This window comes from Rhizobium sp. BK098 (genome assembly GCF_014193155.1).
Taxonomy (GTDB): Bacteria; Pseudomonadota; Alphaproteobacteria; order Rhizobiales; family Rhizobiaceae; genus Rhizobium.
This window is the reverse complement of the sequence record NZ_JACHYY010000001.1, coordinates 18,614-33,365: the sequence shown is the minus strand read 5'-3', so window position 1 is coordinate 33,365 and position 14,752 is coordinate 18,614. Positions and strand designations below refer to the sequence as shown.

15 protein-coding genes are annotated in these 14,752 nt (G+C 61.7%); 10 read left to right on the top strand and 5 right to left on the bottom strand.

What is annotated here, in order from left to right:
- From FHT73_RS00180 to FHT73_RS00155, 6 genes are all read left to right on the top strand, one after another.
- A complete protein-coding gene (locus tag FHT73_RS00180) occupies positions 1–852 on the top strand; it encodes an enoyl-CoA hydratase family protein (RefSeq protein ID WP_183709176.1) in 852 nt (283 codons plus the stop codon).
- A 4-nt stretch (positions 853–856) separates the two neighbouring features.
- Positions 857–2,035, top strand: coding sequence for an acyl-CoA dehydrogenase family protein (locus FHT73_RS00175; protein WP_183709174.1), 1,179 nt, complete (start codon positions 857–859; stop codon positions 2,033–2,035).
- Positions 2,036–2,142: 107 nt separating this feature from the next.
- Positions 2,143–3,330 (top strand): acyl-CoA dehydrogenase, encoded by a 1,188-nt coding sequence (locus tag FHT73_RS00170; RefSeq protein WP_183710101.1) that lies wholly within the window; start codon positions 2,143–2,145, stop codon positions 3,328–3,330.
- 8 nt (positions 3,331–3,338) lie between these two features.
- Positions 3,339–3,770: a thioesterase family protein gene (locus tag FHT73_RS00165; RefSeq protein WP_183709172.1), complete on the top strand. Its 432-nt coding sequence runs from the start codon at positions 3,339–3,341 to the stop codon at positions 3,768–3,770.
- Positions 3,748–4,143, top strand: coding sequence for a RidA family protein (locus FHT73_RS00160; RefSeq protein ID WP_183709170.1), 396 nt, complete (start codon positions 3,748–3,750; stop codon positions 4,141–4,143). The genes FHT73_RS00165 and FHT73_RS00160 overlap by 23 nt, the downstream gene beginning before the upstream one ends.
- A 21-nt stretch (positions 4,144–4,164) precedes the next feature.
- Positions 4,165–6,132, top strand: coding sequence for a 3-hydroxyacyl-CoA dehydrogenase NAD-binding domain-containing protein (locus tag FHT73_RS00155; RefSeq protein ID WP_183709168.1), 1,968 nt, complete (start codon positions 4,165–4,167; stop codon positions 6,130–6,132).
- A 20-nt stretch (positions 6,133–6,152) separates the two neighbouring features.
- Here FHT73_RS00155 and FHT73_RS00150 read toward each other — a convergent pair whose 3' ends face one another.
- From FHT73_RS00150 to FHT73_RS00140, 3 genes are all read right to left on the bottom strand, one after another.
- On the bottom strand, positions 6,153–7,364 hold the full coding sequence (locus tag FHT73_RS00150; protein ID WP_183709166.1) for an adenylate/guanylate cyclase domain-containing protein: 1,212 nt from the start codon (positions 7,362–7,364) through the stop codon (positions 6,153–6,155).
- Between the two features lie 153 nt (positions 7,365–7,517).
- The gene (locus FHT73_RS00145) at positions 7,518–8,420 is read right to left on the bottom strand and encodes an SDR family oxidoreductase (RefSeq protein WP_183709164.1); all 903 of its coding nucleotides are present in this window, start codon (positions 8,418–8,420) and stop codon (positions 7,518–7,520) included.
- 79 nt (positions 8,421–8,499) lie between these two features.
- Entirely contained in the window at positions 8,500–9,240 is a 741-nt protein-coding gene (locus FHT73_RS00140) for an SDR family oxidoreductase (protein ID WP_183709162.1), read from the bottom strand.
- Between the two features lie 122 nt (positions 9,241–9,362).
- Here FHT73_RS00140 and FHT73_RS00135 point away from each other — a divergent pair, with 122 nt between their 5' ends.
- The 3 genes from FHT73_RS00135 (at position 9,363) to FHT73_RS00125 (ending at position 12,326) form a co-directional block, all read left to right on the top strand.
- Positions 9,363–10,274 (top strand): LysR family transcriptional regulator, encoded by a 912-nt coding sequence (locus FHT73_RS00135; protein ID WP_183709160.1) that lies wholly within the window; start codon positions 9,363–9,365, stop codon positions 10,272–10,274.
- A 137-nt stretch (positions 10,275–10,411) separates the two neighbouring features.
- Positions 10,412–11,758 (top strand): LLM class flavin-dependent oxidoreductase, encoded by a 1,347-nt coding sequence (locus tag FHT73_RS00130; protein ID WP_183709158.1) that lies wholly within the window; start codon positions 10,412–10,414, stop codon positions 11,756–11,758.
- A 22-nt stretch (positions 11,759–11,780) separates the two neighbouring features.
- The gene (locus tag FHT73_RS00125) at positions 11,781–12,326 is read left to right on the top strand and encodes a hypothetical protein (protein ID WP_183709156.1); all 546 of its coding nucleotides are present in this window, start codon (positions 11,781–11,783) and stop codon (positions 12,324–12,326) included.
- A gap of 163 nt (positions 12,327–12,489) precedes the next feature.
- On the opposite strand, the gene FHT73_RS00120 is transcribed toward FHT73_RS00125, so the two are convergent.
- Complete coding sequence (locus FHT73_RS00120) at positions 12,490–12,918, bottom strand: OsmC family protein (RefSeq protein WP_112334995.1); 429 nt, start codon at positions 12,916–12,918, stop codon at positions 12,490–12,492.
- A 151-nt stretch (positions 12,919–13,069) separates the two neighbouring features.
- Between FHT73_RS00120 and FHT73_RS00115 the strand changes: the two genes are divergently transcribed.
- Positions 13,070–14,335, top strand: a complete 1,266-nt coding sequence (locus FHT73_RS00115; protein ID WP_183709154.1) for a glycerate kinase — start codon at positions 13,070–13,072, stop codon at positions 14,333–14,335.
- A gap of 17 nt (positions 14,336–14,352) precedes the next feature.
- On the opposite strand, the gene FHT73_RS00110 is transcribed toward FHT73_RS00115, so the two are convergent.
- On the bottom strand, positions 14,353–14,535 hold the full coding sequence (locus tag FHT73_RS00110; RefSeq protein WP_112334997.1) for a hypothetical protein: 183 nt from the start codon (positions 14,533–14,535) through the stop codon (positions 14,353–14,355).
- Between the last annotated feature and the right edge of the window lie 217 nt (positions 14,536–14,752).

Here is a 14,752-nt window from a genome sequence, read left to right as displayed (position 1 = left end):
ATGAACGATCGGGACATGACGATGAAGGGGCATTTGAAGCCCTTCAAGGATTACAAGCCTGAGCACTTCCTCTGGGATGTCAGTGAAGATGGCCGCGTCGCCACCATCCGCCTCAACCGCCCGGAACGTAAGAATCCGCTGACCTTCGATAGCTATGCCGAACTGCGCGATCTCTTCCGCGATCTCGTCTATGCGTCCGATATCCGCGCCATCGTGCTGACCGGCGCCGGCGGCAATTTCTCCTCCGGCGGTGATGTCTTCGAGATCATCGAGCCGCTGACCCGCATGGCAATGCCCGAGCTTCTGGCCTTTACGCGCATGACGGGCGATCTCGTCAAGGCAATGCGCAAGTGCCCGCAGCCGATCATCTCGGCAGTCGATGGCATCTGCGCCGGCGCTGGCGCCATCCTCGCCATGGCCTCCGATCTGCGGCTCGCGACGCCCGAGGCAAAGACCGCCTTCCTCTTCACCCGTGTCGGCCTCGCCGGTGCGGATATGGGTGCTTGCGGCATCCTGCCCCGCATTGTCGGCCAGGGCCGTGCCGCCGAGCTTCTCTTTACCGGCCGCTCGATGACGGCAGCGGAAGGACAGGCCTGGGGCTTCTATAACGGACTGCACGCGAGCGCCGACCTCGAGAGCGAAGCGGTTAAGCTCGCCCGTTCGCTTGCCGGCGGGCCCTGGTTCGCTCATGGCATGACCAAGACCATGCTGAACCAGGAATGGGCGATGGGCATCGACGAAATGATCGAATCCGAAGCGCAGGCGCAGGCGATCTGCATGGCGACGCAGGATTTCCGCCGCGCCTTCGAAGCCTTCGCCGCCAAGCGCCGGCCGGAATTCCAGGGGGATTGAGGCCATGTCCACGGCAAGCAGCCTCCCCGGCCCGACCCGCGACCATCTGGATTGGCCCTTCTTCGAAGATCGCCACCACCGGTTTGCCGCCGAGGTCGATGCCTTCGCAAAGTCCAGCGTCATTGCTTCCATCGATCACGCCGATGTCGATGGCGCATGCCGGAAGCTGGTCAAGGCGCTGGGCGAAGCCGGGCTTCTCACCGCCGCCACTGGATCTTCCGACAGCGAACCGCTGATCGATTCCCGCATGGTCTGCCTCGCCCGCGAAACGCTGGCCTGGCATGACGGCCTTGCCGATTTCGCCTTTGCCATGCAGGGGCTCGGCACCGGCGCCATCGGCCTCTCTGGCTCGCCCGAATTGCGGGCCGCCGTGTTGCCCAAGGTGCGCTCGGGTGACTGGCTCGCCGCCTTCGCGCTATCGGAAAAGGACGCCGGCTCCGATGTGGCCGCCATGAGCTGCGCTGCCCGTTCCGATGGTGACCACTATGTTCTCGACGGTGAGAAGACCTGGATTTCCAATGGCGGCATAGCCGACGTCTACACCGTCTTCGCGCGCACCGGCGAAGCGCCGGGAACACGCGGCATCTCGGCCTTCATCGTCTTTGCCGACGATCCCGGCTTCTCGATTGCCGAACGCATCGAGGTGATCGCGCCGCATCCGCTGGCGTCGATCCGTTTCGACAATTGCCGCATTCCTGCTTCGCGCCGCCTCGGCGCACCGGGCGAAGGCTTCAAGATCGCCATGCGCACGCTCGATATTTTCCGCGCCTCGGTGGCGGCTGCCGGCCTCGGCTTTGCCCGCCGCGCGCTCGATGAATCGCTTGCCCACGCGCGGTCGCGCCCGATGTTCGGTGCCACTCTTGCCGACCTTCAGTTGACGCAGGCCGCCCTCGGCGATATGGCGACCGGCATCGACGCGGCGGCACTGCTCACCTATCGGGCGGCTTGGCGCCGCGACGTGCAGCGGTTGCCGACGACGCGCGAGGCGGCCATGGCGAAGATGACGGCGACGGAAACCGCGCAGAGCGTCATCGACCGCGCCGTTCAGCTCTTTGGCGGGCGCGGCGTGAAATCGGGCGAGATAACGGAAAAACTCTATCGGGAGATCCGCGCGCTTCGCATCTATGAAGGTGCGACAGAAGTTCAGAAACTCATCGTCGCGCGCGAACTTTTGAAGGCATAGAGCAATTCCAGGAAAAGTGTGAAACGGTTTTCCGTCCGGAATTGCGTAGAACAAACAAATTGAGCGGTTCAGTCGCTCTGTAAAACTGAACCGCTCCAATGGGAGATATGCACATGAGCCGCGAGATTTTCGACTGGGCCGACCCGTTCCGGCTGACGGAGCAGCTGAGCGACGACGAACGCATGGTGTTGGATACCGCGCATTCCTACGCGCAGGAAAAGCTCGCGCCCCGCGTGCTGGAAGCCTTCCGCCACGAAAAAACCGATCCGGCGATCTTCCGCGAAATGGGTGAGCTCGGCCTGCTCGGCTCGACAATCTCGCCGGAATATGGCGGCGCTGGCCTGAGCTACGTTGCCTATGGTCTCATCGCCCGCGAAGTCGAGCGTGTCGATAGCGGCTATCGCTCGATGATGAGTGTTCAGTCTTCCTTGGTCATGGTGCCGATCGAAACCTTCGGGTCGGAAGCGCAGAAGCAGAAATATCTGCCGAAGCTTGCAACCGGCGAATGGATCGGCTGCTTTGGCCTCACCGAACCGAACCACGGCTCCGATCCCGGCTCGATGGTCACACGTGCAAAGAAGGTCGATGGCGGCTACAGCCTCACCGGCGCCAAGACCTGGATTTCGAACGCGCCGATCGCCGATGTCTTCGTCGTCTGGGCCAAGACCGAGGATGGCCTCATCCGCGGCTTCATCCTCGAAAAGGGCTGGAAGGGCCTGTCGGCGCCGGCCATCCACGGCAAGGTTGGCCTGCGCGCGTCCATAACGGGCGAAGTGGTCATGGAGAATGTTTTCGTGCCGGAAGAAAACCTGCTGCCGAACGTTTCCGGCTTGAAGGGTCCGTTTACCTGCCTCAACTCCGCTCGCTTCGGCATTGCCTGGGGTGCGCTCGGTGCTGCCGAGGATTGCTATGCCAAGGCGCGGCAATATGTGCTCGACCGCAAGCAGTTCGGCCGTCCGCTTGCCGCCAACCAGCTGATCCAGAAGAAGCTTGCCGACATGGTGACCGAGATCACGCTCGGCCTGCAGGGCTGCCTGCGGCTTGGCCGCATGAAGGAAGAAGGCCATCCGCCCGTCGAACTCACCTCCATCCTCAAGCGCAACAGCTGCGGCAAGGCGTTGGACATCGCTCGCGCTGCCCGCGACATGCTGGGTGGTAACGGCATCTCGGACGAATTCGGCATCGCCCGCCATCTCGTCAACCTCGAAGTGGTCAACACCTATGAGGGCACCCACGACATCCACGCCCTCATCCTCGGCCGCGCCATCACCGGCATCGCCGCCTTTTCGAACTGAGGCCGGCCGTGGCATTTAGAACCACCAGACCCCTGCGCTTCGGAGATTGCGATCCCTCCGGGATCGCCTATTTCCCCTCGTACCTGAACATCCTCGTCGGAGTGCTGGAAGACTATTTCGCCTCGATCGGCTTTTCCTGGCGAAAATTGATCGACGACCGCCGCATCGGTGTCCCCACCGTGCGGCTCGATCTGACCTTCATCAAGCCGGGCCTGCAGGGTGACGATCTCGAATTCGTGCTTTCAGTCCATGTTGTCGGCCGCTCCTCGCTCGATCTCGAACATCAGGTCTCGGCGAACGGCCATGTGCTATGGACGGCCAGGCACCGCGTCGTCGCCACCTCGCTCGATACGCATAGATCCATTGAATGGCCGGATGATCTCCGTGCCGCACTCACCTCTCATCTGGAGACGACCAATGCACACCATCCTGCAACCTGAGGGCTGGGCCAAGCCAATCGGCTATGCCAATGGCATGGCGGCGACGGGCCGCATGGTGTTCGTCGGCGGCCAGGTCGGCTGGAATGCCGCCTGCGAATTCGAAAGCGACGATTTCGTCGAGCAGGTGCGCCAGACGCTGAAGAATGTCGTCGCCATCCTTGCCGAGGGTGGCGCCGAGCCGAAGCACATCACATCGATGACCTGGTATTTCACTAACAAGCAGGAATATCTCGGCAATCTGAAAGGGATCGGTCAGGCCTATCGCGAGATCATCGGCCGGCACTTCCCGGCCATGGCCGCCGTGCAGGTCGTCGCCCTCGTCGAGGATCGCGCGAAGATCGAGATCCAGGCGACCGCCGTCATTCCAGAATAATATCGCACGGAGTAGCAGCTCATGTCGGCATTGCGCTTTTCGGACACCATCTCGGCGGCGCTGGCCGACGGGATCCTCGTCGTCACCATCGACAATGCACCGGTCAACGCATTATCAGCCGATGTCCGGGCCGGCCTGATGGCCGCTTTGGATCGTGCCGAGAAAGATGACACAGTCGCCGGCGTCGTGTTGACCGGGGCGGGCGCCAGCTTCATCGGCGGCGCCGATATCAAGGAATTCGGCAAACCGCCGGTCGAGCCGCATCTACCTGATGTCATCTCCCGCATCGAATCCTCTCCGAAACCCGTTGTCGCCGCGATCAACGGTGTTGCGCTGGGCGGCGGGCTGGAAGTGGCGCTCGCCTGCCATCGTCGCCTTGCCGCGCCGACCGCGAAACTCGGCCTCCCAGAAGTCAAGCTCGGCATCGTACCCGGCGCCGGCGGTACGCAGCGCCTGCCGCGCCTGACAGGCATCGCCGCTGCCATCGATATGATCGCCAATGGCCGCATCGTATCCGCCGCCGAAGCGTTGACACTGGGCATCATCGATGGCGTGATCAAGGGCGAACTGATCGCCGAAGCTATCGCCGAAGCCAAGATGACCAACGCCGCATCGTTGCGCCGCACGGGATCGCTGACGGTTCCTCCGGAAGCTACAGATGTGATCGACAAGGCGGCATCGGACGCATTGCGCAAGGCGCGCGGCCAGCGTGCACCGGCCGAAGCCATCCGCCTCGTGCGCCTGGCGGCGACCGTCTCTTTATCAGAAGGACTGGCCGAGGAGCGCCGCACATTTATTGCCCTCCGCGACAGCGAAGAGGCCGCAGCCCTGCGTCATGTCTTCTTCGCCGAGCGCGCCGCGGGCAAGGTCGAGGGACTGGAGGCCGTCGCTCCGCGCAAGATCGAAACCATCGGCATCGTCGGCACCGGCCTGATGGGCTCGGGCATTGCCGTCTCCGCCCTCAATGGCGGCTACCGGGTCATCGGCGTCGAGCAGAGTGCCGAGGTCGCGGAAAAGGGACGCGAGCGCATCACCGGCCTCCTCGACAAGGCCGTGCAATCCGGCCGCCTCGATGCTGCGGGGCGAGAAGATCGACTCGGTCGGCTGATCGTCACCGCCGACATGCAGCTGCTGGTGCAGGCCGATCTCGTCATCGAAGCTGTCTTCGACGATCTCACAGTCAAGACCGAGCTGTTCCAGCACCTCGATACGATCGTTCGCGACGACGCGATTCTTGCCACCAATACGAGCTATCTCGACCCCGACGTGATCGCCGCCGCAACGCAACGGCCAGAGCGGATTGTCGGGCTGCACTTCTTCTCGCCCGCCAATATCATGCGGCTCCTGGAGGTGGTGAATTGCAAGCAGACGGCGCCGGATGTTCTGGTGACAGCCATTGCCCTGGCAAAACGGCTCGGCAAGCTGCCTGTGGTGTCGGGCGTCACCGAAGGCTTCATCGGCAACCGCATCTTTTCCGCCTATCGCCGCGAAGCAGAATACATGGTCGAGGATGGCGCTTCGCCGCAGGAAATCGACGCAGCACTGGAGGTCTACGGCTTTCCGATGGGGCCTTTTGCCGTGTTCGACATGGCGGGTTTGGAAATCGCCTGGGCGCGCCGCAAGCGGCAGGCCGCGACACGCGATCCCTCAGAGCGCTACGTCGTCATCGCCGACCGGCTCTGCGAAGCGGGACGCTTCGGCCAGAAGACGGGCCGCGGCTGGTATGCCTACCGCGATGGCAAACGGACTGTTGATCCTGAGGTAACGGCCATGATCGAAGCCGCGCGCACCGAAAAAGCCATTGTGCCGAAGAGCTTCACCCCAGAAGAGATCGTCAGCCGCCTGCTGAAAGCCATGGTTGACGAAGGCGAGGCGTTGCTTTTGGAAGGCGTTGCCGCGCGCGCCAGCGATATCGATCTCGTCATGATCAATGGCTATGGCTTTCCGGCCAGTAAGGGCGGCCCGATGTTTGCGGCCGGCCGTCGCTGAAAGCAGTCACCGCAGACGGGTCAGGCCGCCGAAGAGAGCAGCGTGAACAATTCCTGCGGCCGGTTGACGCCACGCAGCGCATAGCGGCCGACGGAAACGAGATCGTTGCTCTGCAGGCCTGACAGCGCCTCGACGAAATTCGACGACATCAGGACATTGCGGTCGGCCGATCGGCACATCGAAGCGATGCGACTGACCTCGTTGACGGCCGGCCCGATCACCGTGAAATCCAGCCGGTCCATGCTGCCGATATTCCCGTAGAAGACATCGCCGATATGCAGGCCGAGATAGACGTCCGTCACCGGCCGGCCCTCGATCTGCCGCTGCGAGTTGAGGTCGCGCAGCCGCTGGCGCAGCAGCGATTCCGCCATCAGGGCGGCAGCGCAGGCATCGGCGGAATTACGAGCCTTGAAGATCGCCAGCGTGCCATCGCCGATCAGCTTCAGCACGTTGCCGCCCGCCTCATGGATCGAGGAGATGACCGCGTCAGCATAGGCATTCAGCATCGGGATGATTTCATCCGGTTCGGCCGTATCGGAAATGCGCGTGTAGTTGGCGAGATCGGAAAACCAGAGTGCCGCCGAAATCCGCTCGGTCTTGCCGCGGGTAATCTTGCCCTCAAGCACATGCCGGGCGGCATCCTCGCCGAGATAGACTTCGGCAATGGTGCGGGCGATGCGGCTCATGCCGGTACATTTGATCGCCAAAGCCAGCGCGGGCGTCAGCTTGCGCAGCACGCGCAAATCTTCCTCCGGAAAGCCAACCTCATGCGCGGTGGCAAAGTTGGAATAGAAGCAATCCATCTCGCCTATCGTGCCGCCCTCTTCGAAACGGTGGATCATGGCGATATAGTCGGTGTGACCGTCGGCCAGTAGCGTATCGAGCCCGTAGAAATCGGTCGGGTCGCCGAAGCCGATGCGCCGGCGCACCTCGTCTCCGCCCGTGGTCAGCATATGATAGAAGGCGGAACGCTGCCAGTTTTCAGAGGCGATCCCCTGTTGCGTCGGGCCATATTCGAACTCGCGCTCGATGATCTGATTGCCGTCCCAGCGGAAGGCGCGCCCTTCATAGACCGGATGCAGCGTATCCATCAGCGCCATGGCCCGATCGATGTTGAGACCATGCTGACGGCACTGCTCGCAGAAACCCGAGAGGATATCGACTTCCGTCATTCCCTTGAGGCCGGCCTGCATGAGCCAGCTGGCAATTTCGCCAATGTCCTTCGCGTCCATGGATATCTCCCGACCCTCTGAAGGATTCGCTTTAGTACGAAACTCTAAGGCTTGGAATGCCGTCCTGCACAAAATAGTTTCGATGCACGTCAGTCATCGCCGCTCCTGTGGCACAGAAGCGGCGATTTGACACTGGGAGATGGCAATGCGGTCTCAGCTCTTGACGACAGGCCTCAGCAAATCCTCCAAGCCGATGCGCCGGAAGAGTTCTGCCCTCACCCGATCGGCAACGCCATTGACGATTTCCGCACCATCTTCCGAGGGGTCTATATGGGTGCGGAACGGGCGTGTGCCAAACGGCATGTCGATCAGATCGACGATCGCGGTCGCAACCGAGGCTGCATCTGCGTCGGCCGGCTCCAGCGAGGCGAGCCCCTTCAGTGCCTGATCGGGAACACCTGCATAGGGACCATTGTCGTATTCGGCGGCACGAGCCTTGTCAGCCGGCGAGCCGGAATGGGCAAAATGGTTGGTGCCTTTCGTGAAGGCACCCGGCACGATGATAGCGGTCTCGATGCCCCAGCGTGTCAGCTCCGACGCATAGGAAACGGCAAGCGAATCCATGGCCGCCTTGGCTGCGAAATAAGGCGAGAGATAGGGCGGCGTGCCGCCCCGCGTGCTGGATGAGGAAACCCAAACGACCAGCCCCTTTCCTTGCCTGCGCATGTGAGGCAGCACGGCTCGATTGACGCGCTGGGTGCTAAGCACGTTGATGTCGTAGAGTTCGGCGAACTGTTCGGGCGTGAAGGCTTCTGCCGGGCCGAACGACATGTGGCCCGCATTGTGGATGATGGTATCGATACGGCCTTGCTCGGCGATGACGGCGGCAATACCGGCTTCGACAGAAGCATCCGACGCAACATCGAGTTCGACGGTTCTGAGATCGACGCCGTTCTCCTTGGCGAAAGCCGCCGCTGCCTCGACCTGCGCCGCATTACGCCCCTTGGTTTCGCGGATGCCGGCATAGACCGTATGGCCTGCCTTGGCGAGAGCGCGTGCCGTCAGAGCCCCGAAGCCGCTCGATGCGCCAGTGATTACGATGACTTGCTTGCTCATGATCCTGTTCCTTCAGAGGATTGGCTGTTGTTGACGATGAATTGGAGAGCGGCAGGAATTGCCCTGCCGCCAAGTTGGCTCAGATCATGCCGCCATTGGCGCGTAGCGTCTGGCCGTTGATCCAGCCGCCGTCCGGGCCGACGAGGAAGGAAACGGCGGCGGCGATATCCCGCGGAGTGCCCAAGCGCTCCAGCGGGTTCATCTTGGCCATGCGATCGATGAGCTCGTCGCTCTTGCCGTTCAAAAAGAGATCGGTGGCCGTCGGGCCGGGTGCGACGGCATTGACCGTTATCGAGCGCCCGCGCAGCTCCTTCGCCATGATGCCGGTCAGAAGCTCGACCGCCGCCTTCGTCGCGGCATAGACGCCGTAGGTTTCCAGCTTGAGGCCGACGATGCTGGTCGAGAAATTGACGATACGCCCGCCGTCACGCAGGCGCCTGCCGGCTTCGCGCAGCGAATTGAACGTGCCCTTGAGGTTGATGGCGATATGGCGGTCGAAATGCGCGTCGTCGGCATCGGCGATCTTGGCCAGTTGCATGATGCCAGCATTGTTGACGAGGACATCGACACCGCCGAAGGCAGTTTCCGCCGCATCGAACATGCGGCGCACAGCCTCGGCATCAGAAACATCGGCTTTGGCGGTCAGCGCCTTGCCGCCCTTTTCCTCGATCTTGCGAGCGAGTTCTTCGGCGGCTGCTTCGCTGCCGGAATAGTTGATGACAACAGTGAGGCCGTCTTCGGCCAAACGCTCTGCAATGGCGGCACCGATGCCGCGCGATGCGCCGGTGACGATTGCTACCTTGTTAGAATTGCTGCTCATTTTCCTCATCCTTCGTTGCTTTGCGCCGTAGCGCGTTTCGATGAGGAGAAGATGCCTCTTTTCATGAGGCGGATAATCGACCATTAATCGGCATCACTATCCGAAATCAGCGAACAAATAATATGGACAGATTCGATGCCATGCGGGTGTTTTGCCGGGTCGTGGAACGGCGCAGCTTCACGCTGGCTGCCGAAGACACCGGCCTGCCCCGCTCGACGGTGACGGACGCGATCAAACAGCTCGAGGCGCGTCTCGGCGTGCGCCTGCTGCAGCGCACGACGCGGCATGTAAGCCCGACGCTCGACGGCGAAGCCTATTATCAGCGCTGCCTGCGTATCCTCTCCGATATCGAGGATGCCGAAGGCGCCTTTGCCGGCGCCAAGCCAAAGGGCGTTCTGCGCGTCGACGTGCACGGAACGCTGGCGCGGCACTTCGTCCTGCCGAACTTGCCTTCCTTCCTCGAAACCTATCCCGATATCGAACTGCAGATCACCGAGGGCGACCGGTTCGTCGATCTGATCCGAGAAGGGATCGACTGCGTGCTGCGCGTCGGTGCGCTGCAGGATAGCGACATGATCGGCCGGCGCGTCGCGATGCTGGCGGAGGTGACGCTTGCAGCGCCCGCCTATGTCGAACGGTTCGGCATGCCAGCCCATCCGGACGGGCTCGACGGGCATCGCATGGTCGGTTTCCGTTCGTCCGCAACGGGCGGGCTGCTGCCGCTGGAATTCCAGATCGACAACACCGTACGCGAGATCACCTTGCCGTCGACCATTTCCGTCAATGCGGCCGAAAGCTATTTCTCCGCCGCCAAGCTCGGCCTCGGCCTGATCCAGGTTCCGCGCTATCACGCAGAGGAAGCGCTGCAATCGGGTGAGCTGCTTCACATCCTGCAAGAATATCCGCCAACACGAACGCCTGTTTCCATGCTCTATCCGCGCAGCCGCCAGCTTTCACCGAGAGTTCGTGTCTTCATAGATTGGTTGGCCAAGGTTTTCGCCGGACAAAACAGTGTGGAATCTCAAGCCGGATGAATATTCCGCGAAAGCGATCAAATAAATGAAATCGGCTCTTTGAATGCGCGGCCGGCACGCCTACGTCGTAGTGCATTACTCTACGGGCAATGCCGTCGCTACTTCATGATAGCCCGACGATTTTCGAGAGAGAGCCGATGACCGAACAGAAGCAATTGAAGCTCGGGGCCTTCATGCGTCCCGTCAGCTTGCATACCGGTGCCTGGCGTTATCCCGGCGCCTATCCGGACGCCAACTTCAATTTCCAGCATATCAAGAGCTTCGCGCAGGAACTGGAAAAGGCGAAGTTCGATGCCTTCTTCATGGCCGATCACCTGGCGGTCCTCAACATGCCGATCGAGGCCCTGAAGCGCAGCCAGACTGTCACCTCCTTCGAGCCCTTCACCCTGCTTTCGGCGCTGGCCGCCGTCACCGACCGGATCGGCCTCGTCGCCACGGCGTCGACCACCTTCGACCTGCCCTATCATATCGCCCGTCGCTTCGCCTCGCTCGATCACATCAGCGGCGGCCGTGCGGGCTGGAACATCGTCACCACATCCAATCCCGATGCCGCGCTTAATTTCGGCCTCGAAGAACATATGGAACATGGCGAGCGCTATCATCGCGCCCGCGAATTCTATGATGTCGTAACCGGCCTCTGGGACAGCTTCGCCGACGATGCCTTTCTCCGCGATCCCGAAAGCGGCATCTTCTTCGATCCCGAGCGGATGCATGTCCTCGGGCACAAGGGCGAGGAACTGAGCGTCCGCGGGCCTCTTAACATCGCGCGACCGCCGCAGGGCTGGCCCGTCATCGTCCAAGCCGGGCAATCGGATGCCGGTCGCCAGCTTGCCGCAGAAACGGCCGAGGCGGTCTTCGCCGCGCCGCGCAACCTGGCGGACGGCAAGTCGATCTTCGCCGATATCAAGGGACGGATGAAGGCGATCGGCCGCAATCCGGATCATCTGAAGGTCCTGCCCGCCGCCTTCATCGTTGTGGGCGACACGATCGAGGAAGCAAAGGCCAAGCGGGCTAAGCTCGATAGCCTCGTCCATTACGATAGCGCCATCGCATCCCTGTCGATCGCGTTGGGGCATGACGCTTCCAAGTTTGATCCCGATGGCCCGCTACCGGAGATTCCGGAGACCAATGCCAGCAAGAGCGGCCGCGAGCGCGTCATCGCGCTTGCCGAAACCGAAAAGCTCACCGTGCGCCAGCTTGCCCAGCGCCTCGGCGGCTATGCCGGCCTCGCCTTTGTCGGCACACCTCAGAGCATCGCTGACGAGATGGAGCAGTGGCTGCACGAAGAAGGCTCTGACGGCTTCAACGTCGTCTTCCCCTTCCTGCCGCAAGGCCTGCTTGACGTGACGACCCGCGTCGTTCCAGAGCTGCAGCGCCGCGGCATCTTCCGCTGCGATTACGAAGGCACGACCTTGCGCGAACACCTCGGCCTGCCGCGCCCGGAAAATCGCTTCTTCACGAAACCGGCTGCGGCAGCGCAGTAACAGCCCGCGATAAGAGACTGATATGAGTCATATCACGCCGATCGACTATGAGACCGCTTCCGAGGCCGTGCGCACCGAGCATGATCGCGAAGTGCAACTGCGCGGCCGCATGACGAATATGAAGCGGACATTGCTGCACTCGCCGGTCGCGCATCGCATCTATGCGGAATGGTTTCCTCTACGCGAAGAGCTACGCCCTGAGCTGGACGATCGCGCCGTCTGGCTCCTTTGCCATGCCATCGCACTCGAATGCCGCTCGATCATCCCGGTCGGTTTCTTCCGGCGTGCGCTGATCAATGCCGGCTTGACGCCGGAAACGATTGTGCCGACAGACGACGAGGCGCTGCTGATCGAATTCGGCAAGGCGATCGTCAGGGATTCCAACGCGATTCCTGAAGACGTCTGGGCGCGGCTAAAAGCCCGCTATGACGAGCCGACGCTCGCCAACCTGGTCGCCTTCGCCGGCATCATGATCGCGACGGCGATCTACAACAATGCCGTGAAGGTGGATATCGACCCGGAGCTTGGGCCTTACCTTGAGGGGTTTGAGTTTCAGGCGAAGCAGTGAAGTACCCCTCACCCTAGCCCTCTCCCCGCTAGCGGGGAGAGGGGACGACCTCTGTATCCTCGCCTAAGCAAATCGCTAGGGATGGGCAGCAGGTGCCGCTTTCCCCTTCTCCCAGTCAAAACGGGGAGAAGGTGCCCGACAGGGCGGATGAGGGGCTTGCATCCTACCCCGAAATCGTTGTCGAAAACTGCGGATTGCCGCGGATAGTGTTGCTCACGGTGCAGATTTCATCTTCGGCCGCATGCGCGATCGCATTACGCACCTCATCACTGAAATCGCCCTTGATGGTGAAGGCGATGTTGAATTTCTCCACGCGAGAAAGGCCCTCCGCCGCCTTTTCCCCTGTCACGACAGCAGTCACTTCCGTGAGCTTGTCGAGCACGCCGAGGCTGCTGGCTGCCATGCGGGCGCTCAAGACCAGGCAGGCCGAGAGCGACGAATAGAGCAGATCAAGCGGATTGAAACCCGGCTGCGATGGTGAAGTGACGATGTCGATTTCACCGCCCGTCACCGACGTCACATGCGGAAAGCCGGTGCGGCCGACCGTAGCGGTTGCGCCCGTCTGCCTCGTCTTCACTTTCAGTTCGGCCATATCGAAAATCCTTGAAATAAAAGCGGGAAACCCTTTCCTTCTACATAGGGATTCATCGCGCAGTACACAATTGCAGTTCCCACCCCTTGCGTCTTCCAGCCAGTTAAGCCACCAAATGGTTACAAGCTCATCGCAAGACAGGCAGTTCGATATGACCGTTACCAATCCCCGCGCCTTCCTGACCTCGCTGTTCGATGCCGCGGTTCGTGCAGCAGATCCGTTAACCGGCATTCGCACGCATATGCCGGCCAAACCGAAGGGCCGCACGATCGTTATCGGCGCCGGCAAAGGATCTGCCCAAATGGCGGCCGCGCTGGAACAATGCTGGGATGGCCCACTGCAAGGCCTTGTCGTGACGCGATACGGTTTTTCCGCCCCCTGCCGCCGGATCGAGATCATCGAAGCCGCCCATCCGGTGCCGGACGAAGCAGGCCTCGTCGCTTCCCGTCGGCTTCTGAAACTTGTCGAGGGCCTGACGGAGGACGATCTGGTGATCGCACTGATATCAGGCGGCGGCTCGGCGCTGCTTCCCTCGCCAGCGGACGGCCTGGGCCTTGCGGACGAAATCGCGGTCAACAAGGCGCTGCTCGCCTCCGGCGCGCCGATCTCGGCGATGAATGTCATTCGCAAGCATCTGTCGACCGTCAAGGGTGGCCGGCTGGCTGCCGCAGCCCATCCCGCCAAGGTCGTCTCGCTCGTCGTCTCGGACATTCCCGGCGACGATCCAGCTCTCGTGGCCTCCGGCCCGACCGTACCCGGCCTCGGCACGCGCGCCGAAGCGCTCGATCTCATCCGCCTCTACCGCATCGAACTGCCGCCGGCCGTTCTCGCCCATATGGAGAAAATTGAAGCGGATGCGCCCCGCCCGGACGATCCTCGTTTTGCCGGCAATGAAGTGCATGTCATCGCCTCTGCCGGTGTCTCGCTGGAAGCTGCTGCTGAGGTGGCGCGTTCCGCCAGCATCGAAGCGGCCATCCTCTCCGACGCCGTCGAGGGCGAGGCCCGCGAAGCTGCGCATGTCCACGCCGCGATTGCCCGCGAGGTGCTTCATCGCAACCGGCCCTTCGTCAAGCCGATCGTGCTACTGTCAGGCGGCGAAACCACGGTGACCTTGAAAGGCAAAGGCAAGGGCGGGCGAAACTCGGAGTTCCTGTTGTCGCTGGCCATCGATATCGACGGCCATACCGGCATTCATGCCATGGCTGCGGACACGGACGGCATTGACGGCAGCGAGGACAATGCCGGCGCCTTTGCAGATGCGAGCACCGTGGCACGGCTGCGCAAGGCTGGAATGGTTCCGGCTGAGATGCTGGCAAACAACGATGCGTGGACGGCCTTCAACGCGATCGGAGATCTCTTCGTCCCCGGCCCTACGGGAACGAACGTCAACGACTTCCGCGCCATGCTGATCGCGTAACCCCCGGAACGGGTAGCTTAAATAATTGCGGTGCAATCGTCACAGCGCCAATAGGCGGCTGCCGTCGATGCCCATCGAAGAAAACGTCGGCTGCAATGGTCGCATTCGATTTCCACGACATGCGTCCTTTCGCCAACGATGAATGGCCTGGTCTTGATCCTGCGCTCGCTCTTCCATTGCTCGAGCTTCGTCACGGCCATGATTACCCTCCACGCAATACTCGCCTCGACAAGCAACAATCTAAAATAGATTCAACTAATAAAAGAAATATTGCAAGTGCGAAGCGATTTTCCGCGCGGCAGGAGGACCGAAATTATCCATAGTAGTGCATGGAAGACATAGTGCGCCGGCTTCCGGCCGCGATGGGATCGCTCCATTAAAAAATTGTGACAGCGGATATCGCCATTTTCGCGCGCG